The sequence below is a fragment of the Mycobacterium sp. NTMscope_MAC_269 genome, from assembly GCF_976985695.1.
Map to the genome: position 1 here is coordinate 3869600 of NZ_OZ335668.1, position 18500 is coordinate 3888099.

The 18500-nt window shown below is 69.1% G+C and carries 17 protein-coding genes and 1 tRNA gene; 8 read left to right on the forward strand and 10 right to left on the reverse strand.

What is annotated here, in order from left to right; genetic code table 11:
• Positions 1-15: 15 nt before the first annotated feature.
• Positions 16-504 carry an inorganic diphosphatase gene (locus tag ACZ50Z_RS18205; protein WP_464484797.1) on the forward strand — a complete coding sequence of 163 codons (489 nt, stop codon included), beginning with the start codon at positions 16-18 and terminating at the stop codon, positions 502-504.
• On the opposite strand, the gene ACZ50Z_RS18210 is transcribed toward ACZ50Z_RS18205, so the two are convergent.
• Positions 501-1610: a DUF475 domain-containing protein gene (locus tag ACZ50Z_RS18210; protein WP_464484798.1), complete on the reverse strand. Its 1110-nt coding sequence runs from the start codon at positions 1608-1610 to the stop codon at positions 501-503. The genes ACZ50Z_RS18205 and ACZ50Z_RS18210 overlap by 4 nt on opposite strands.
• 124 nt (positions 1611-1734) lie before the next feature.
• On the opposite strand from ACZ50Z_RS18210, the gene ACZ50Z_RS18215 reads away from it, so the two are divergent.
• From ACZ50Z_RS18215 to ACZ50Z_RS18225, 3 genes are read left to right on the forward strand one after another with little or no spacing between them, the layout of a single operon-like run.
• The gene (locus ACZ50Z_RS18215) at positions 1735-2997 is read left to right on the forward strand and encodes a hypothetical protein (protein ID WP_464484799.1); all 1263 of its coding nucleotides are present in this window, start codon (positions 1735-1737) and stop codon (positions 2995-2997) included.
• A 35-nt stretch (positions 2998-3032) separates the two neighbouring features.
• Positions 3033-3731 carry a glycosyltransferase family 2 protein gene (locus tag ACZ50Z_RS18220; RefSeq protein ID WP_464484800.1) on the forward strand — a complete coding sequence of 233 codons (699 nt, stop codon included), beginning with the start codon at positions 3033-3035 and terminating at the stop codon, positions 3729-3731.
• On the forward strand, positions 3728-4069 hold the full coding sequence (locus tag ACZ50Z_RS18225) for a DUF2304 domain-containing protein (protein WP_464484801.1): 342 nt from the start codon (positions 3728-3730) through the stop codon (positions 4067-4069). Before ACZ50Z_RS18220 ends, ACZ50Z_RS18225 begins: the two co-directional genes overlap by 4 nt.
• Here the strand turns inward: ACZ50Z_RS18225 and ACZ50Z_RS18230 are convergent.
• Positions 4066-5010, reverse strand: a complete 945-nt coding sequence (locus ACZ50Z_RS18230) for an NAD-dependent epimerase/dehydratase family protein (protein ID WP_464484802.1) — start codon at positions 5008-5010, stop codon at positions 4066-4068. The genes ACZ50Z_RS18225 and ACZ50Z_RS18230 overlap by 4 nt on opposite strands.
• On the opposite strand from ACZ50Z_RS18230, the gene ACZ50Z_RS18235 reads away from it, so the two are divergent.
• Positions 4976-6793 (forward strand): hypothetical protein, encoded by a 1818-nt coding sequence (locus ACZ50Z_RS18235; protein WP_464484803.1) that lies wholly within the window; start codon positions 4976-4978, stop codon positions 6791-6793. The two genes, ACZ50Z_RS18230 and ACZ50Z_RS18235, sit on opposite strands and share 35 nt — an antisense overlap.
• A 24-nt stretch (positions 6794-6817) precedes the next feature.
• Here the strand turns inward: ACZ50Z_RS18235 and ACZ50Z_RS18240 are convergent.
• Positions 6818-6893: transfer RNA gene (locus tag ACZ50Z_RS18240), tRNA-Thr, on the reverse strand.
• A 53-nt stretch (positions 6894-6946) separates the two neighbouring features.
• Positions 6947-8179 carry a DNA polymerase III subunit delta' gene (locus ACZ50Z_RS18245; RefSeq protein ID WP_464484804.1) on the reverse strand — a complete coding sequence of 411 codons (1233 nt, stop codon included), beginning with the start codon at positions 8177-8179 and terminating at the stop codon, positions 6947-6949.
• A gap of 97 nt (positions 8180-8276) precedes the next feature.
• Here ACZ50Z_RS18245 and ACZ50Z_RS18250 point away from each other — a divergent pair, with 97 nt between their 5' ends.
• Positions 8277-9938: an adenylate/guanylate cyclase domain-containing protein gene (locus ACZ50Z_RS18250; RefSeq protein ID WP_464486297.1), complete on the forward strand. Its 1662-nt coding sequence runs from the start codon at positions 8277-8279 to the stop codon at positions 9936-9938.
• Here the strand turns inward: ACZ50Z_RS18250 and topA are convergent.
• The 3 genes from topA to cspA all read right to left on the reverse strand — a co-directional run bounded on the left by topA (position 9935) and on the right by cspA (position 13953).
• A complete protein-coding gene (gene topA / locus ACZ50Z_RS18255; RefSeq protein ID WP_464484805.1) occupies positions 9935-12772 on the reverse strand; it encodes a type I DNA topoisomerase in 2838 nt (945 codons plus the stop codon). The two genes, ACZ50Z_RS18250 and topA, sit on opposite strands and share 4 nt — an antisense overlap.
• A gap of 203 nt (positions 12773-12975) precedes the next feature.
• Positions 12976-13566, reverse strand: coding sequence for a hypothetical protein (locus ACZ50Z_RS18260; protein ID WP_464484806.1), 591 nt, complete (start codon positions 13564-13566; stop codon positions 12976-12978).
• Positions 13567-13749: 183 nt separating this feature from the next.
• Positions 13750-13953, reverse strand: coding sequence for a cold shock protein CspA (cspA, locus tag ACZ50Z_RS18265; RefSeq protein WP_007772268.1), 204 nt, complete (start codon positions 13951-13953; stop codon positions 13750-13752).
• 259 nt (positions 13954-14212) lie between these two features.
• On the opposite strand from cspA, the gene ACZ50Z_RS18270 reads away from it, so the two are divergent.
• A complete protein-coding gene (locus ACZ50Z_RS18270) occupies positions 14213-16546 on the forward strand; it encodes a DEAD/DEAH box helicase (protein WP_464486298.1) in 2334 nt (777 codons plus the stop codon).
• Between the two features lie 71 nt (positions 16547-16617).
• On the forward strand, positions 16618-17643 hold the full coding sequence (locus ACZ50Z_RS18275) for a PAS domain-containing protein (RefSeq protein ID WP_464484807.1): 1026 nt from the start codon (positions 16618-16620) through the stop codon (positions 17641-17643).
• Here the strand turns inward: ACZ50Z_RS18275 and ACZ50Z_RS18280 are convergent.
• Genes ACZ50Z_RS18280 through ACZ50Z_RS18290 form a run of 3 tightly spaced genes read right to left on the reverse strand, consistent with a single transcriptional unit; the run spans position 17640 to position 18500 of the window.
• Entirely contained in the window at positions 17640-17942 is a 303-nt protein-coding gene (locus ACZ50Z_RS18280; protein ID WP_464484808.1) for an Rv3654c family TadE-like protein, read from the reverse strand. The two genes, ACZ50Z_RS18275 and ACZ50Z_RS18280, sit on opposite strands and share 4 nt — an antisense overlap.
• A 31-nt stretch (positions 17943-17973) precedes the next feature.
• A complete protein-coding gene (locus ACZ50Z_RS18285) occupies positions 17974-18264 on the reverse strand; it encodes a TadE family type IV pilus minor pilin (RefSeq protein ID WP_464486299.1) in 291 nt (96 codons plus the stop codon).
• A gap of 35 nt (positions 18265-18299) precedes the next feature.
• Positions 18300-18500, reverse strand: a complete 201-nt coding sequence (locus ACZ50Z_RS18290) for a DUF4244 domain-containing protein (RefSeq protein WP_064940279.1) — start codon at positions 18498-18500, stop codon at positions 18300-18302.

Sequence of the window (18500 nt, forward strand, 5' to 3'; positions counted from 1 at the left end):
CAAGGAGCCGACGCGGTGGAATTCGACGTGACCATCGAGATCCTCAAGGGCCAGCGCAACAAATACGAGGTCGATCACGAGACCGGACGGTTGCGTCTGGACCGCTACCTTTACACCGCGATGGCCTACCCGACCGACTACGGCTTCATCGAGGACACCCTCGGCGAGGACGGCGACCCGCTGGACGCGATGGTGCTGCTGCCGGAGTCGGTGTTTCCCGGGGTGATCGTGGAGGCCCGTCCGGTGGGCATGTTCCGGATGACCGACGAAAAGGGCGGCGACGACAAGGTTTTGTGCGTGCCGGCCGGCGACCACCGCTGGGACGCCATCCAGGACATCGGCGACGTGCCCGAGTTCGAGCTGGAAGTGATCAAGCACTTCTTCGTGCACTACAAGGACCTGGAGCCGGGCAAGTTCGTCAAGGCGGCGGACTGGGTCGGCCGCGCCGAGGCCGAGGCCGAGATTCAGCGCTCGGTGGAACGGTTCAAGGCCGAGGGGCACTAGCTCGACGGTGGCGACCCGCAGCGCTCGCGATCGCCACTAGCTCTCCCACTGGCCCGCCGGTTGCGCAGCAGGCTCCAGCCCAGCGCCGCCCCGATGAAGATCACCCCCACCGAGGCGGTGACCGCCTCGGGGACCTGTAAACCGGGATCGATGGATCCCAGCATGATCACGGCCAGCGCGCCGATCGCCCAGTGCGCGCCGTGTTCCAGGTAGACGTAGCGGTCCAGGGTTTCCTGCTTGACCAGATAGATGGTGATGGACCGCACGAACATCGAGCCGATCAATCCGAGCCCCAGCGCGATGACGATCGGGTCCGAGGTGATCGCGAAGGCGCCGGTGACTCCGTCGAACGAGAACGCGGCGTCGAGAACCTCGAGATAGAGAAACAGGGTGAATCCCGCTTTGCCGACCGCCTCGCCGACCGTCATGCCCCCGACGTCGGCAGGCCGAAACGCGCGGCTCAGCCCGTTGACCACCAGGTAGGTCACCAGGCCCAGCACCCCGGCGGTCAGCACCGTGGCGCGGTCGTCAGCCGAATGCGTCAGCCGCGAGCCGACCAGCACCAGCGTGGCGCCGGCCACCACCACCGGCACCTGACCGAGTCGCCCGATGCGGGCGAAGGGGACCTCAATCCACTTGAGCCACTTGATGTCTCGGTCGTGGAAGACGAAATCCAGGAACAACATCAGCAGGAACATTCCACCGAATGCCGCGATCTGCGGATGGGCGGACAGGATCATCTTCTCGTAGCTCGGCGAGCCGTCCGCAAACTCCAGCGCGCCGTGCGGCGGCGGATGCAGCGCCAGTTCCAGCGCGCGAACGGGTCCGATCCCCGCGGTCGCCCACACGATGACCAACGGGAACAACAGCCGCATCCCGAACACCGCGATCAGGATCCCGACAGTCAGAAACATCTGCCGCCAAAAGGGGCTCATTCGCTTCAGGATCGCGGCGTTGATGATGGCGTTGTCGAACGACAGCGACACCTCCAGGACCGCCAGGACCAGCAGCAGGAAAAGGTCTTTGAGCCCGCCGTGGAGATACCCCAGCACGAGCGCAACCACGGTGAGAAACAGCGAAATGCCGAAGATGCGGTAGGCGGCCATGGGTCCTTTCCGACAGCCGCTCACACTAGCGAACCTGATCGCCGCGCCAGGCGATCGGTGCGGACACTTACTATTTTCAAATTGTGGCGAAACATCGGCGCGGTCCGCTGAAAGCGCTGCCCCGATGACCGAACTCAGCGCCTCACAGGGGCCGGTGGCGCGCGGCAGCATGGCCCGCGTCGGCACCGCCACCGCCGTGACCGCCCTGTGTGGCTACGGGGTGATCTACCTGGCGGCCCGCGACCTGGCGCCCAGCGGCTTCTCGGTGTTCGGGGTGTTCTGGGGAGCCTTCGGGCTGGTCAGCGGTGCCGCGTTCGGCCTGCTCCAGGAGACCACCCGCGAGGTCCGCGCATGCTCCGTCGGGGGGCCCTACCTCGAGGTCGCGCCGGCCAAGCGCACCCACCCGCTGCGGGTCGCCGCGCTGATCGGCGTGGCCGCGGCCGTCGTGATCGCCGGAAGCGCGCCGTTGTGGAGCGGACGGGTTTTCGTCGAAGCGCGCTGGTTGTCGGTGGCGCTGCTCAGCGTCGGGCTGGCCGGCTTCTGCGTGCACACCACCCTGCTGGGCATGCTGGCCGGCATCAATCAGTGGACGCAGTACGGGGCTCTGATGGTGACCGACGCGGTCATCCGGGTCGCGATCGCGGCGGCCACCGTGGTGCTGGGCTGGCACCTGGCGGGCTTCCTGTGGGCGACGGTCGCCGGCGCGATCGCCTGGCTGATCTTGCTGGTGGCGTCGCCCGCCACCCGCGCCGCCGCCCGCCTACTCACCCCGGGCGGCACCGCGACCTTCCTGCGGGGCGCCGCGCATTCGATCACAGCGGCCGGAGCCAGCGCCATCCTGGTGATGGGTTTTCCGGTGCTGCTGAAGCTGACCAGCGCCGAGCTCGGCGCCGAGGGCGGGGTGATCATCCTGGCCGTCACCCTGACCCGGGCGCCGCTGCTGGTGCCGTTGACGGCCATGCAGGGCAACCTGATTGCGCATTTCGTCGATCAGCGCAGCGACCGGATTCGTGCGCTGATCGCCCCGGCCGGGATCGTCGCGGCGATCGGTGCGGTCGGGGTGCTGGCCGCGGGCGCGGTGGGCCCCTGGCTGTTGCGGTTCGCCTTCGGGCCGCAGTACCAGGCCAGCAGCGCCCTGCTGGCCTGGCTGACCGGGGCCGCGGTGGCGATCGCCATGCTGACGCTGACCGGCGCCGCCGCGGTGGCCGCCGCGCTGCACCGTGCCTACTCGCTGGGCTGGGTCGGCGCCACGGTCGCGTCGGGTTTGCTGCTGTTGCTGCCGCTGTCCCTGCAGACCCGAACCGTGGTCGGGTTGCTGTGCGGGCCGTTGGTGGGCATCGGTGTCCATCTGGTGGCGCTGTCGCGCGCCGGACGCGCAACGGGCTGATCTGGCCTGCACCAGCGTGTACCTTGTGGGCTTAGATGGGTACGGAAACGCAATATTCGGTCGTCTGGGTCGTCATTCCCGCCTTCAACGAAGCAGCTGTCATCGCCGAGGTGATAGCCGACGTGCGCTCGGTATTCGACCACGTCGTCTGCGTGGACGACGGCAGCGCCGACGGCACCGGTGAGATCGCCAGGAGGGCGGGGGCTCACCTGGTTCGCCATCCCATCAACCTCGGACAGGGCGCGGCCATCCAGACCGGCGTCGAGTACGCCCGCAAGCAGCCCGGGGCCGAGGTTTTCGCCACGTTCGACGCCGACGGCCAGCATCGCGTCAAAGACCTGGCCGCGATGGTCGACCGGCTGCGCGCCGGGGACGTCGACGTGGTCATCGGGACGCGGTTCGGCACCCAGCAGGTCGCCCGTCCGCCGTTGCTGAAACGCATCGTGCTGCAGACGGCCGCACGGTTGAGCCGGCGCGGTCGCCGGCTCGGCCTGACCGACACCAACAACGGTCTGCGGGTGTTCAACAAGAAGGTCGCCGACGGGCTGGACATCACGATGAGCGGCATGAGCCACGCCAACGAGTTCGTCATGCTGATCGACGAAAACCATTGGCGCGTCGTCGAAGAACCGATCGAAGTGCTCTACACCGAATACTCGCGGTCGAAGGGGCAGCCGCTGCTCAACGGCGTCAACATCATTTTCGACGGGTTCCTGCGAGGGAGGACACCATGAACTGGATCCAGGTGTTGCTGATCGGATCGATCGTCGCGCTGCTGGTGTATCTGCTGCGGTCGCGGCGCAATTCGCGGTCGAAGGCGTGGGTCAAGGTCGGCTATGTGGTATTCGTGCTGGCCGGCATCTACGCCGTGCTGCGGCCCGACGACACCACCGTGGTGGCGCAGTGGTTCGGGGTGCGCCGCGGCACCGATCTGATGCTCTACGCCCTGGTGATGGCGTTCTGTTTCACCACGCTCAGCACCTATATGCGGTTCAAGGACTTAGAGCTGCGCTACGCGCGACTGGCCCGCGCGATCGCGATGGATTCCGCGCAGGCGCCCGAAGCCGGCTAACCGGCGTGCGTCCGCCGGAAATAGTCCACCGTGCGGCGCACACCCTGGGCCAGTTCGATCTTCGGCCGCCACCCCAAAACCTCTGCGGCCGAGCCGATGTCGAGGCAGGACCGCTTGAGGTCACCGAGGCGCGGCGGCGCGAACTCCGGGTCGTCGGGGCCGCCGACGGCCGCGGCCACCGCCGAATGCAGTTGCCGGTCCGAGGTTTCCACCCCGGTGCCGATGTTGAAGCGCTGCCCGCCGCCGGCGTGGCCGGACGCCTTGACGAAGGCGTCGACCACATCGTCGACGAAAACGTAGTCGCGGGTGTTGCTCCCGTCGCCGAAAACCTTGGTGGGCTTACCCGATAGCAGCGCCTGGGCGAAGATCGCCACCACACCGGCTTCCCCGTGCGGGTCCTGGCGGGGGCCGTAGACGTTGGCCGGCGCGATGTGCGAACAGTCCAGGCCGTAGAGGTGGCGGAAGGTGTTGAGGTAGATCTCACCCGCCACCTTGCCCGCGGCGTAGGGCGAAGCGGGGTCGGTCGGCACGGTCTCGGGCGTCGGGTACCGCGGCGGGACGCCGTAGATCGAGCCACCCGAGGAGGTGTGCACGACCTTGCGCACGCCCGCCCGGCGCGCGGCTTCGGCCAGGCGCACCGTGCCGATCACGTTGACCGAGGCGTCGAACTGAGGGTCGGCCACCGAGTGCCGCACGTCGATCTGGGCGGCCAGGTGAAACACCACCTCCGGGCGGTGCTCGTCGAGGATGGCCTCCAGATCGGCGGTCACGATGTCGGCCTCGACGAAGACATGCGCCGGGTTGTCGGCCAGGTGCTCGAGGTTGCTCGCGCGGCCAGACGCGAAGTTGTCCAGCCCCACGACCGCGTGGCCGTCGGCCAACAGACGGTCGACTAGCGTCGAGCCGATGAATCCGGCTGCCCCGGTAACCAGTGCACGCACCGGCCCACCATACATAGCGTCGGCGGCCGCGGCGCTCATCGCGGTGCAGCTGGCGGTCCGCGCGGCGCTGGCGTTCGGGGGCTACTTCTATTGGGACGACCTGATTCTGATCGGCAAGGCCGGCACCCATAACCTGCTCGCGCCGTCGTATCTGTTCCACGATCACGACGGCCACGTCATGCCGGGGGCATTTCTGCTCGCGGGCACCATCATCCGGCTGGCGCCGCTGGACTGGACATGGCCGGCGATCAGCCTGATCGTGCTGCAGCTGCTGGCCTCGCTGGCATTGCTGCGCGCGCTGCACGTGATGCTCGGCTGGCGGCCGGTGCTGCTGATCCCGTTGACGTTCGCGTTGTTCACGCCGCTTGCCGTGCCCGGGTTCGCCTGGTGGGCGGCGGCGCTGAACTCGCTGCCGATGCTGGCCGCGCTGGCCTGGGTGTGCGCCGACGCCGTCCTGCTGGTACGCACCGGCGATCGTCGCTACGCGGTGACCGGGGTGCTGGTCTACTTCGGCGGGCTGCTGTACTTCGAGAAGGCCGCGGTGATCCCGTTCGTCGCGTTCGCTGTGGCCGCGCTGCTGTGCCACGTGCGCGGCGAGGGGGGCGTGCGATCGGCGGTCGCGACGGTGTGGCGGGCCGGGGCCCAATTGTGGGTCGCGGCGCTGGCGCTCACCGCCGCCTGGATGGTGCTCTACCTCGCCGTGGTCAATCAGCAGCGGTGGAGTTCCGACGTGTCGATGACGGGGCGCCTGCTGGTGCGATCGATCACGCACGGCATCGTGCCGGGGCTGGCCGGTGGGCCATGGCACTGGGACCGATGGGCACCGGCGTCGCCATGGGCCACGCCCCCGCCGGCGGTGATGGCGCTGGGGTGGCTGGTGCTGGGCGGCGCGCTGGCGGTGTCGCTGGCGCGCAAGCGGCGCATCGCGTTGGTGTGGGTGACCGCCGCCGGCTACGCCGTGGCCTGCCAAGTGCCGATCTATCTGATGCGTTCGTCGAAGCAGACCGCGCTGGAACTCGCGCAGACGCTGCGTTATTTCCCGGATCTCGTCGTCGTGCTGGCGCTGCTGGCCGCCGTAGCGCTGTGCGCGCCGAACCGGCCGACCGGGCCGGGTTGGCTCGACGCGTCGCCGAAACGCGCCGCGGTGACCGTGGGTTTGGCGGTGTCGTTCGTGGCCAGCAGCCTGTACTCGACGGCCACTTTCTTGACCAGCTGGCGCGACAACCCGGCCCAGCCCTATCTGCGCAACGCCCGGGCCTCTCTGGCCGCGGCGCACGCCGCCTCGGACGCGCCGCTGCTGGATCAGGAGGTCGACCCGCTGGTGCTGCAGCGGGTGGCCGCACCGGAGAATCTGGCCAGCCACATGTTCGCCCTGCTGCGAGACAGGCCCGAATTCGCGCCCGCGACAACGCAATTGCGCATGCTGGACAGCGCCGGCCACCTGATCAAGGCGCGGGTGACCTGGGTTCGCACCATCGCGCCGGGGCCGGTGCCGCAGTGCGGCTATTTCGCGCAACCGGACAAGCCGGCGCGCCTGGTCCTCGACGGGCCGCTGCTGCCCGCCGACTGGACGGTCGAACTGAACTACCTGGCCAACAGCGACGGGTCGATGACGCTGTCGATGACGCAGGGGCCCGAGGTCAAGGTGCCGGTGCATCCGGGACTCAACCGGGTCTTCGCGCGCCTGCCCGGCGCGGGGGACGCGATCACCGTGCGGGCCAACACGGCCGCGCTGGCGTTGTGCCTCGCGTCGGGGCCGGTGGGCTTTCTGGCCCCGGCCTGAGCCGCACGGCCTGAACCAAAGATATGGAGCCGCCTAGGAGAATCGAACTCCTGACCTATTCATTACGAGTGAATCGCTCTACCGACTGAGCTAAGGCGGCGTGCCCTCTCCCGGGCGGCACGAGTCTACGGCAGGCGGGCGGGCACCACGAAATCAGTCGCGCGGTTCCTGGGCGCGCAGTTCCTGGCCGATCGTGGCGACCATGGCGTCGACGGCGAACTTCGGCTTGACGTTGATGGCCAGCGCCTCCCGGCAGTCGAGGACCGCCTCGATGCAGCGCAGCAGCCGGTCAGGCGGGGCGTGGGCGGCCAGCGCCGCAACCTTGTCGGCCATATCCGGATGGTTGGCCCGCACCGTCCCGGCGTTCGCGGAGGCCATGAGCGCATCCCGGAAATAGGTCGCCAGGTCGATCAGCGCCCGGTCCAACGCGTCACGCGAGGCCCTGGTCTGGCGTGACTTCTGCCGTCGCTCAAGGTCTTTGATCGCCCCGGCCGCACCGCGCATCGCGCCCGCGGTGCCTTTGCCGGTGCCGCCGGCACCGAGGGCCGTGCGCAGTTCCTCGGTCTCGGCCTCGGCGCGGTCCGCGGTCAGCACCACGGCCTCGGCTTCGGCCGCGGCGACCAACTCTTCGGCGGCGGCGTAGGCCCGCGACGGGGTCGCGGCGTCGCGCACCAGTCCCAGCGCCCGCTCCCGCCGCTGCCGGGCCTCCGGGTCGGTGGCCAGCCGGCGCGCCCGGCCCACGTGGCCGCCGCTGACCGAAGCCGCCCAGTCGGCGGTTTCGGGACTCAGGCCATCGCTGTCCACCAGCACGTGCGCGATCGCCTCGGTCGGCGGTGTCACCAGCGCGACGTGCCGGCACCGGGACCGCAACGTGATGGCGATGTCCTCGGGGTCCACCGACGGCGCGCACAGCAAAAACACCGTCGACGGCGGCGGTTCCTCGACGACCTTCAGCAGCGCGTTGGCGGCGCCCTCGGTCAGCCGGTCGGCGTCTTCGATCACCACGATCTGCCGATGCCCGGTGGCCGGGCGCCGCGACGCGATCTGCACGATGCCGCGCATCTCGTCGACGCCGATGGACAGGCCTTCTGGGATCACCCGGCGTACGTCGGCGTGGGTCCCGGCCATGGTCGTCGCGCACGCGTGGCAGCGCCCGCAGCCCGGACCCCCGTCGTCGACGGTGGCGGTGCACTGCAGCGCGGCCGCGAAGCACAGCGCCGCCACCGAGCGCCCCGAACCGGGCGGACCGGTGATCAGCCAGGCATGTGTCATAGTCCCGGCGCCCGCTTCGCTGTGCGCCGGGTCACCGCGTGAGGCTCTGGCGGCGGCAAGCAGCTCGGCCGTCACCGCGTCTTGGCCTACCAGCCGCGCAAACACCCCGGACATCACCGGTAACAGTAGACAGCGAGGCCGACAGATACCGATCGGCTACCGTACCGCGACCATTCCGTGATCTTCGCGGTCCTCACGGCCCCCGCGCGACCTGCCGAGATCGTTATTAAGTTTCCGGGACGTCGCCGCCGCCCGATACGGTGGGTTGGTGACAACGGCGGCGGCACTACCGGGGCGGATCAGTGCATTCGTCCGGTGGGTGGTGCGCACCCCGTGGCCGCTGTTCTTGCTCAGCATGCTGCAGGCCGACATCATCGGCGCCCTCTTCGTGTTCGGGTTCCTGCGTTATGCCCTGCCGCCCGAAGACCGCATCCAACTGCAGGACCTGCCCGCCCTGAACCTGGCGATTCTGGCGGCCGCGCTTATCGTCCTGTTCATGGTTGCCTCGATCGTGAACCTGAGGCTCCTGGTACCGGTCTTCCGCTGGCAGCGCCGCGACAACATGCTGGCCGAGACCGACCCGACCGCCACCGAACTGGCCCGCAGCCGCGCCCTGCGCATGCCGTACTACCGCACCCTGACCACCGTCGTGTACTGGTGCATCGGCAGCGTGGTGTTCATCGTGGCCAGCTGGTCGGTGGCCCGGTTCGCCGCGCCCGTCGTGGCGGTGGCCAGCGGGCTGGGAGCCGCGGCCACCGCGATCATCGGCTACCTCCAATCCGAGCGGGTGCTGCGGCCGGTGGCGGTCGCCGCCCTGCGCAGCGGGGTGCCCGAGAACGTCAAGGCGCCCGGCGTCATCCTGCGCCAGATCCTGACCTGGATGCTGTCCACCGCGGTGCCGGTGCTGGCGATCGTGCTGGCGGTGGTGGCCGACAAGACCTCCCTGCTGCATGCCACACCGGAGAAGTTGTTCAATCCCATCCTGTTGCTGGCGGTGGCGGCGCTGGGCATCGGGCTGGTCAGCACGCTGCTGGTGGCCATGTCTATCGCCGATCCGCTGCGCCAGCTGCGCTGGGCTTTGAGCGAGGTGCAGCGCGGTAACTACAACGCGCACATGCAGATCTATGACGCCAGCGAGCTGGGCCTGCTGCAGGCGGGCTTCAACGACATGGTGCGCGACCTGTCCGAGCGACAGCGGCTGCGCGATCTGTTCGGCCGCTACGTCGGGGAGGACGTCGCCCGCCGGGCGCTCGAGCGCGGCACCGAGCTGGGCGGCCAGGAGCGCGACGTCGCGGTGCTGTTCGTGGACCTCGTCGGCTCCACCCAGCTGGCCGCGACCCGCCCGCCCGCCGAGGTGGTCCACCTGCTCAACGAGTTCTTCCGGGTGGTGGTGGAAACCGTTGGCCGCCACGGCGGTTTCGTCAACAAGTTTCAGGGTGACGCCGCGCTGGCCATCTTCGGCGCGCCGATCGAGCACCCCGACTCACCCGGCGGGGCGCTGGCCGCCGCCCGCGAACTGCACGACGAGTTGCTGCCGGTGATCGGTTCGGCGGAGTTCGGCATCGGGGTGTCGTCCGGCCGGGCCATCGCCGGCCACATCGGCGCGCAGGCCCGCTTCGAGTACACGGTGATCGGCGACCCCGTCAACGAGGCCGCCCGGCTGACGGAGCTGGCCAAGCTCGAGCCCGGCCACGTGCTCGCGTCGGCGATCGCCGTCAGCGGCGCGCTGGACGCCGAGGCCCTGTGCTGGGATGTCGGCGAGGTGGTCGAGCTGCGTGGCCGCAGGGCGCCCACCCAGCTGGCCCGACCGGTGAAGCTTGCTGCGCCGGAAGAGGTTGCGCCGCAAGAGGTTTCCAGCGACGCACACAGCTAACTGCGCTTGGCGGTCTTCTTGGCCGCCGACTTTTTGGCCGGTGATTTGCGGGCGACCTTCTTGGCGGGGCGCTTGACCGGGCCGCGGGCCCGGCGGTCGGCCAGCAGTTCGGCGGCGCGCTCGTCGGTGATCGACAGCACGTCGTCGCCCTTGCGCAGGCTCGCGTTCGTCTCGCCGTCGGTGACGTACGGGCCGAACCGGCCGTCCTTGATCACCATCGGCTTGCCGCTGGCGGGATCGGCGCCCAGCTCACGCAGCGGTGGGGCAGCGGCGCCCTGGCGGCCGCGGCGTTTGGGCTCGGCGTAGATCTTCAGCGCTTCCTCGAGGGTGATGTCGAACATCTGCTCCTCGGTGGCCAGCGAGCGAGAATCGGTGCCGCGCTTGAGGTATGGGCCATACCGGCCGTTCTGCGCGGTGATCTCCTCGCCGGATTCGGGGTCGACGCCGACGACCCTGGGCAGCGAGAGCAGCCGCAGCGCGTCCTCGAGCGTGACCGTCTGCAAATCCATGGTGCGCAGCAGCGAACCGGTGCGGGGCTTGGGACCGGTGGGCTTCTTGCCCTTTTTCGCGGGGGCGGCGCTGCCGTCGTCGTCCCCGGGCGGCGGCTCCGGCAGAACCTCGGCCACGTACGGACCGTATCTCCCGTCCTTGGCGACGATTTCGTGTCCCGTTGCCGGGTCCACGCCCAGCACCCGTCCCTCCTGCGGCGTGGCGAACAGCTGCTCGGCCAGCTCGAGGGTCAATTCGTCGGGGGTCAGCGAGTCGTTGAGGTTGGCCCGCTGCGGCTTTGGCTCGCCGCTGGGATCATCGGGGTCGCCGGTCACCATGCGCTCCAGGTACGGCCCGTTCTTGCCCACCCGGACGTAGACGGGGCGCCCCTGGTCGTCGTCAAAGAGCCTGATGGAGTTGACTTCTCGCGCGTCGATACCTTCGAGGTTGACGCCGACGAGCTTCTTCAGTCCGCCGGATCGGGCCACCGAATCGGCCACCCCGTGCTCGCCGCCGAAGTAGAAGTTGTTGAGCCAGTCGGTGCGCCGCTCCTGGCCCGAGGCGATCGCGTCGAGCTCGTCCTCCATCGCGGCGGTGAAGTCGTAGTCGACCAGCCGGCCGAAATGCTGTTCCAGCAAACCGGTTACGGCGAACGCGACCCAGGAGGGCACCAGGGCGCTGCCCTTCTTGTGCACGTAGCCACGGTCCTGGATGGTCTTGATGATCGACGAATACGTCGACGGGCGGCCGATTCCCAGCTCCTCGAGCGCCTTGACCAACGAGGCCTCGGTGTAGCGCGCCGGCGGGTTGGTGGCGTGGCCGTCGGGCGTGAGTTCGGTCGCGTCCAGCCGCTGGCCCTCGGTCAGACGGGGCAGCCTGCGTTCGGCGTCGTCGGCTTCACCGCCGGCCAGCTCGTCCACGGTCTCCACGTAGGCCTTGAGGAAACCGGCGAAGGTCAGGGTGCGGCCGCTCGCCGAGAACACCACCTCGCGACCGGTGGATTGGCCGTTGATCCGCAGACTCAGCGTGGTGCCGCGCGCGTCGGCCATCTGCGAGGCCACCGTGCGTTGCCAGATCAGCTCGTAGAGCCGGAACTCGTCGCCGTCGAGCTCGCGGCGCACCGCGTCCGGGGTCGCGAACGTCTCGCCGGCGGGCCGGATCGCCTCGTGCGCCTCCTGGGCGTTCTTCACCTTGCGGGTGTACTGGCGCGGGGACGGCGAGACGTACTCCTCGCCGTAGAGCTGGCGCGCCTGGTTGCGCGCGGCGTTGATCGCCGACTGCGACAGCGTGGTCGAGTCGGTACGCATATAGGTGATGTAGCCGTTTTCGTAGAGCCGCTGGGCGATGCTCATGGTGCGCTCGGAGGAGAACCGCAGCTTGCGGCCGGCCTCCTGCTGCAGGGTCGACGTCATGAACGGCGCGTAGGGCCGCCGCGTGTAGGGCTTTTCCTCGACCGACGCGACGGACAGCTGGGCGCCGCGCAGCCCGGCGGCCAACTCGGTCGCTTGCGCCTCGTCTAAGACAATGACCTCTTGCAAGGAGGTCGAACCCTTGCGCAGCTGTCCCAACGAGTCGAAGTCGCGTCCGGCGGCGACGCGCAGGCCGTCGACGCCTGACAGCCGGGCGGTGAAGGTGGGCGGCGACGCTTGCGGGTCGGACACGCTGGCGTCCAGCTGGGCCACGATGTCCCAATAGGACGCGCTGCGAAACGCCATGCGGTCGCGTTCGCGCTGCACGATGATCCGGGTGGCCACCGATTGGACCCGGCCCGCCGACAGTTTGGGCGCGACCTTCTTCCACAGCACCGGGCTGACCTCGTACCCGTACAGGCGGTCCAGGATGCGGCGGGTCTCCTGCGCGTCGACCAGATCGATGTCCAGGTCGCGGGGGTTTTCGGCGGCCTCGAGGATCGCCGGCTCGGTGATCTCGTGGAACACCATCCGTTTGACCGGGATGTTGGGCTTGAGGGTTTCCAGCAGATGCCAGGCGATCGCTTCGCCCTCGCGGTCACCATCGGTGGCGAGATAGAGCTCGTCGACGTCCTTGAGCAAGCCCTTGAGTTCGCTGACGGTGCTCTTCTTTTCCGGGCTGATGATGTAGAGCGGCTCGAAGTCGTGGTCGACGTTCACGCCGAGCCGCGCCCAGGGCTCGGACTTGTACTTGGCGGGCACGTCGGCCGCGGCCCGGGGCAGGTCGCGGATGTGCCCGCGCGACGACTCGACGATGTAGCTGGAGCCCAGGTAGCCGGCCAGTTTGCGCGCCTTGGTAGGCGACTCGACAATCACGAGTCGCCGGCGGCTTCCGTTGCCGCCGCCGGCGCTGTCCTTCAATTTCGGGTCAGCCAACTGCCCTTACGCTCCATCCCTGATTGGTCCCCCCTGCGAGACCACCTGCAGGAAGAATGACAGGTCGGCTTCGAAAATTCCGGTGAAATTCAGGTACGCGACCGTTCCTTCGCCCTGCGGCACCTGACAATTTCGCACCCTCGGGCGGGCCTGCGCAAACCGACGCTCGAGAACGCGGCGCAAATTCTCCCGTTATCCGCTGGCTAAACGCGCGGCCATCGGGACAGCGCCTCGGTGCCGTCGGGTGCCTCCCCGACGTTCTCTACCAGGCGCGATAGCCTGCGGCGGCCGCTGATGCGCAGCGCGGGCCGGCCGCCGCGGGTGCCGATCAGGGTGGGCGCGATCCCGACTCGCATCAACGCCGACGCCAGCGGCGAGTGCGTGTCGGGCGCGTGCGGGTCCAGCGCCAGCAGGTAATGCTCGCCCTCCGGGTTGCCGGCCGCCAGCGTCCACGCCCGTAGCTCGCGCGGCCCGGGCAACCAGCGCGGCGGCACGGTCTTGACCGCGCCGCGCGTCCATTCGGCCGCCAGCGTGCTCAGCGAGGGGTCCACCGCAGTGCGCACCAGCGGGGTGTCTTCGTCGGTCCGGCCGATCTCGGCCACCAGCCCGGCCTCGCGGATCATGTCCGCCAGCGCCGACGCCCGCCACAGCTGGTCGACGACCACCGATAGCCGAGCGCCCTGCGCCTCCGGACCGCCAACCGTAACGATCTGCCCGGACGCCGCCAGCACCCCGGAAAGGTCGGCGACCGCGGGCGGCACCGACTCCGCTGTAAAGAAGGAAAGCTGGCTCACGCCATCCGACAGTAGGCCCTCTCCCCCATCCGCGTCTTGAGGCAATCGGCGCGGCGGCAGCGTGCCCCCGCGTGGCGCAAAAAGCCGAGAGAAGCCGGTAGAAACCGATCGACAGAGGAAACCCCCCGGCTGCGCCCGCTGGGCGGGGCTGCACGGGGGGTGTCCGTTAAGGTCTGCTCTTCTCTACAGGGAGCGGACTCCGGTGGCCTGGGGGCCCTTCGGGCTGTGGCCGATTTCGAACTCGACCTTCTGGTTCTCTTCGAGGGTGCGGAAGCCCGAACCCTGGATCTCCGTGTAGTGGACAAACACATCCGCGGAACCGTCTTCGGGGGCAATGAACCCGAAGCCCTTCTCCGCGTTGAACCACTTCACAGTTCCCTGTGGCATCTCTCGATCTTTCCTTTTCTTCTGGGTGCGGGGCATCGCCTTTCGATGCCCCGGGCCTGGTACGACCGCCATACCTCGCTGAGTCGCCGGAACTTCACCCGACCGATTAACCTCGCAGGAACCGCGGCCGCAACGTCGATCCTGCGAAAGTTTGACACGAACACAGAAGCTGCGACCGCAATTAGTCAACCATGTTCATCGCGTCGGCGACAGACTTGTGTGTTTGCCCGATTCGAACGGCGATTCCCAGCGGGGTGAGATGGCGAGCTTCGGCAGTGAGCTGCTTGCCGCCGCGCTCGCCGGAACCGCGACCGGCGAACGCCCGCTGCGCCACGTCGCCGAGCTGCCACCGCGCAGCGGCCAGCCGCGCGATTGGCCGGCGTGGGCGGAGCCCGACGTGGTCAAGGCGTTTGCCGACCGCGGGATCGCCGCACCGTGGTCGCATCAGTTCGCGGCCGCAGATTTGGCGTACACGGGCCGCCATGTGGTGGTGAGCACCGGCACGGCGTCGGGCAAGTCGCTGGCCTATCAGCTTCCCGTCCTCAACGCGCTGGCGACCGATCCGCGAGCCCGGGTGCTCTACCTGTCGCCGACCAAGGCCCTGGGGCATGACCAGCTGCGGGCCGCGCACGCACTGACCGCGGCGATTCCGCGGCTGCGTGACGCTGGTTTTGCGGTGGCGCCCACCGCCTACGACGGCGACAGCCCTACCGAGGTGCGCCGCTTCGCGCGGGAGCGCTCCCGCTGGTTGTTCTCCAACCCCGACATGATCCATCTGTCCATCCTGCGCAACCATGCCCGCTGGGCGGTGCTGTTGCGGGGACTCCGATTCGTGGTTGTCGACGAATGCCATTATTACCGTGGGGTTTTCGGCTCCAATGTGGCAATGGTGCTGCGCCGCTTGTTGCGGTTGTGCGCCCGCTATTCGAGTACGCCGACGGTCATTTTTGCCAGCGCGACAACGGATTCCCCGGGCGCGACGGCCGCCGAGCTCATCGGGCTTCCGGTTCAGGAGGTCACCAAAGACGGTTCGCCCCAGGGCGCGCGGACGGTGGCCTTGTGGGAACCCGCGCTGCGGGCCGACCTGGTCGGGGAGAACGGTGCGCCGGTACGCCGGTCGGCGGGCGCGGAGGCGGCGCGTGTCATGGCAGACCTGATCGCCGAGGGAGCCCATACCCTGACCTTCGTACGGTCGCGCCGCGCGGCGGAATTGACCGCGCTGGGCGCCCAGGCGAGGTTGGATGACATCGCCCCGGAGCTTTCCCGGACGGTGGCCTCGTATCGGGCCGGGTATCTGGCGGAGGACCGCACCGCGCTCGAGCGTGCCCTGGCCGAGGGCCGGCTGCGGGGTCTGGCCACCACCAATGCGCTGGAGTTGGGCGTCGACATCGCCGGGTTGGACGCGGTGGTGCTCGCCGGTTTTCCCGGCACCGTCGCCTCGTTCTGGCAGCAGGCCGGCCGCTCTGGACGACGCGGGCAGGGGGCGCTGGTGGTGCTGATCGCGCGGGACGATCCGCTGGATACGTACTTGGTGCACAACCCAGCCGCGCTGCTGGACAAGCCGGTCGAGCGGGTGGTCATCGACCCGGGGAACCCCTACATCCTGGGCCCGCAACTGCTGTGCGCGGCAACCGAACTGCCGCTGGACGAGGCGGAGGTCCGCGAACTAGGCGCCACCGACGTGGCCGACGGCCTCGTCGACGACGGGCTGCTGCGGCGGCGAAGCGGGAAGTATTTTCCGGTGCCCGGCCTGGAACCGCATGCGGCGGTAGACATCCGGGGCTCGGCGGGCGGGCAGATCGTCATCGTCGAGGCCGACACGGGCCGGTTGCTGGGCAGCGCCGACGTGGGCCGGGCGCCGGCTTCGGTACACCCGGGTGCGGTGTATCTGCATCAAGGCGACAGCTACGTGGTGGACTCGCTGGACACCGACGAGGGCATCGCGTTCGTCCATGCCGAGGACCCCGGTTATGCGACGTTCGCGCGTGAGATCACCGACATCGCCGTCACCGGCACCGGCGAGCGGCTGGCGTTCGGGCCGGTCACGCTGGGGTTGGTCCCGGTGCGGGTCACGCACCGCGTGGTGGGGTATCTGCGCCGCCTGCTCTCCGGGGAGGTGATCGACTTCATCGAATTGGACATGCCGGAACACACCCTGGTGACCACCGCGGTGATGTACACCCTCACCGCGGAAGCGTTGCTACGCAAAGGTATTGACGGCACGCGCATTCCCGGGTCACTGCATGCGGCCGAGCACGCCGCCATCGGGCTGCTGCCGTTGGTCGCCAGCTGCGACCGCGGCGACATCGGTGGCTTGTCCACCGCGATGGGACCCGAGCCCGACGGGCTGCCCAGCGTCTTCGTCTACGACGGGTACCCCGGCGGCGCGGGTTTCGCCGAACGGGGCTTTCGCCGGGCGCGCACGTGGCTCGCCGCGACGGCCGCCGCCATCGAGGCATGCGAATGCCCCCGTGGGTGCCCCTCGTGCGTGCAGTCCCCCAAGTGCGGCAACGGCAACGACCCGCTCGACAAATCCGGCGCGGTGCAGGTGCTGCGCCTGGTCCTCGAGGAGCTGGCGCGGGAGTCCCGCTGAGCAAACCGGTCACAGCACCCGCCGGTTCACCCGCTCCCACGGATCCATCCAGTCGCCGTAAAATCAGCCGCATGGCCCACGACTGGTTGCTCGTGGAGACGCTCGGGGGTGATCCCACCGTTGTGGCGCAGGGGCGCCAACTGAAAAATCTCGTCCCGATCACCACCTTCCTGCGCCGCAGTCCCTATCTCGCCGCGGTGCGAACGGCGATCGCCGAATCGGTGCAGACCGGGCAAGCCCTGACCAGCATCACGCCCAAGCGCGATCGCATCATTCGCACCGAACCGGTGGTGATGTCCGACGGTCTCATCCACGGCGTGCACGTGTGGACCGGCCCTGCCGACATCGACCCGCCCGAGCGCCCGATTCCGGGGCCGCTGAAGTGGGACCTGACCCTGGGGGTGGCGACCGACACCCGCGAATCGCTGCTCAACAGCGGCAAGAATCCCGAAGTCGAAGTCACCTTCGGCAGGGCCTTCGCCGAGGATCTTCCATCCCGGGAACTCAATCCGAACGAAACCAAAGTGCTCGCCATGGCGGTCAAGGCCAAGCCCGACCAAACACTGTGCAGCACTTGGGATCTCACCGATTGGCGAGGAAATGCCATCCGGATAGGTTTCGTCGCGCGCACGATTTTGGAGCCGGGGCCCGACGGCCGCGAGCACCTGGTGGCGCGGGCGATCAATTGGCAGTCCGAGCTAAAGGGTCAGGCGGTGTCGACCGATGATCTGGCACAACGGATCCTCAGCGGCCTCGCCCAGGCCGGGGTGCACCGCGCGCTGATCGACCTCAACAACTGGACCCTGTTGAAATGGCTCGACGAGCCCTGCACCTTTTATGACTGGCGAAGCAGTGAGACGGGAAAGCCGCGAGTCCATCCCGACGATCACGAGGTGATGTCCACCATGACAAGGGAATTCGGTGGCGGCGCCACCAGTCGGGTGCTGCGTTTGCCCGGCCACGACGGGGATTGGGTGCCGGTGCACGTCACCGTCAACCGGGTGGAGCTCGAGCCGGACACGTACGCGGGGCTGGTCTCCCTGCGATTGCCCACCGATGACGAGCTGGTCGCCGCGGGGCTGCCGCAAGCGCCCTAGTCATGTCGTCCGACCGCTGGCCCCGCCCGCGCGGTGGCCCGTGCCGTACCGGCGACAACGACCGCCACCCGCGCCGTGATGACGACGTCGAGACCGTCGACCGCACAGCCGATGTCGTCGACGCGCATCTCGCGGGCGACGGCCGCGGCGTTGAGGCAGGCCGCGTCGGGTCCCGACGTCAGGCGCGCCGCAGCGGCCAGGGCGGCCAGGTCGGCCGCCGCCTGTGCGCGGTGACGGGCCACCACCGCCGAGCCGAGGTAGGCGACGGCGCCGGTCGCCCAGAGCAGCGCCACGACCATCCACGCGGCGACCAGCGTGGCCGAACCTCGATCATCGTGGCGGCTCGACCGCGGCGACCGCCTTCGCGCCAATGTCCAGCGCGGGCAATAACTTCGAATGCGCGCCGACGGTGGCGACCAGGAACGCTCCGTCGCGGTGCAAATCGACCCGCGCCCCCGCGGGCGCGAGCCGGGCAGCGGCGGCCATCGCGGAGCGTTCGTCGCCGCGGGCGGCCAGCCGGGCGGCCTCGCGGGCGGCGTCGATGCAGCGCACCTGCATCGAAACCGCGCTGATACCGGCCACGCACAGCACCAGCACCACCACGAGCGAGGCGATGCCCAGCGCCGCCTCAACGGTGCTGGCGCCGGCACTGCCGGCTAGACCTTGGTGTTGAGCGCACGGCCGATGATGTTGGTCAGCGCCGATACGATGGAATCGCCGGTCACCACCGCGTACAGCACCGCGCCGAATGCCGCCGCCGCGATGGTGCCGATGGCGTACTCGACCGTCGACATGCCCGACTCGTCGGCCGCCAGCACGGCTACGCGCGCCGCGAATTCGCGAAACATGTTGATCAT

Coding starts and splice junctions, on each gene's coding strand:
- ACZ50Z_RS18210 (WP_464484798.1), bottom strand. CDS start 1,610: ATGGCCGCCTACCGCATCTTCGGCATTTCGCTGTTTCTCACCGTGGTT.
- ACZ50Z_RS18215 (WP_464484799.1), top strand. CDS start 1,735: ATGACCGAACTCAGCGCCTCACAGGGGCCGGTGGCGCGCGGCAGCATG.
- ACZ50Z_RS18220 (WP_464484800.1), top strand. CDS start 3,033: ATGGGTACGGAAACGCAATATTCGGTCGTCTGGGTCGTCATTCCCGCC.
- ACZ50Z_RS18225 (WP_464484801.1), top strand. CDS start 3,728: ATGAACTGGATCCAGGTGTTGCTGATCGGATCGATCGTCGCGCTGCTG.
- ACZ50Z_RS18235 (WP_464484803.1), top strand. CDS start 4,976: ATGAATCCGGCTGCCCCGGTAACCAGTGCACGCACCGGCCCACCATAC.
- ACZ50Z_RS18245 (WP_464484804.1), bottom strand. CDS start 8,179: ATGTCCGGGGTGTTTGCGCGGCTGGTAGGCCAAGACGCGGTGACGGCC.
- cspA (WP_007772268.1), bottom strand. CDS start 13,953: ATGCCACAGGGAACTGTGAAGTGGTTCAACGCGGAGAAGGGCTTCGGG.
- ACZ50Z_RS18270 (WP_464486298.1), top strand. CDS start 14,213: ATGGCGAGCTTCGGCAGTGAGCTGCTTGCCGCCGCGCTCGCCGGAACC.
- ACZ50Z_RS18275 (WP_464484807.1), top strand. CDS start 16,618: ATGGCCCACGACTGGTTGCTCGTGGAGACGCTCGGGGGTGATCCCACC.
- ACZ50Z_RS18280 (WP_464484808.1), bottom strand. CDS start 17,942: ATGGTCGTGGCGCTGCTCTGGGCGACCGGCGCCGTCGCCTACCTCGGC.
- ACZ50Z_RS18290 (WP_064940279.1), bottom strand. CDS start 18,500: ATGATCAACATGTTTCGCGAATTCGCGGCGCGCGTAGCCGTGCTGGCG.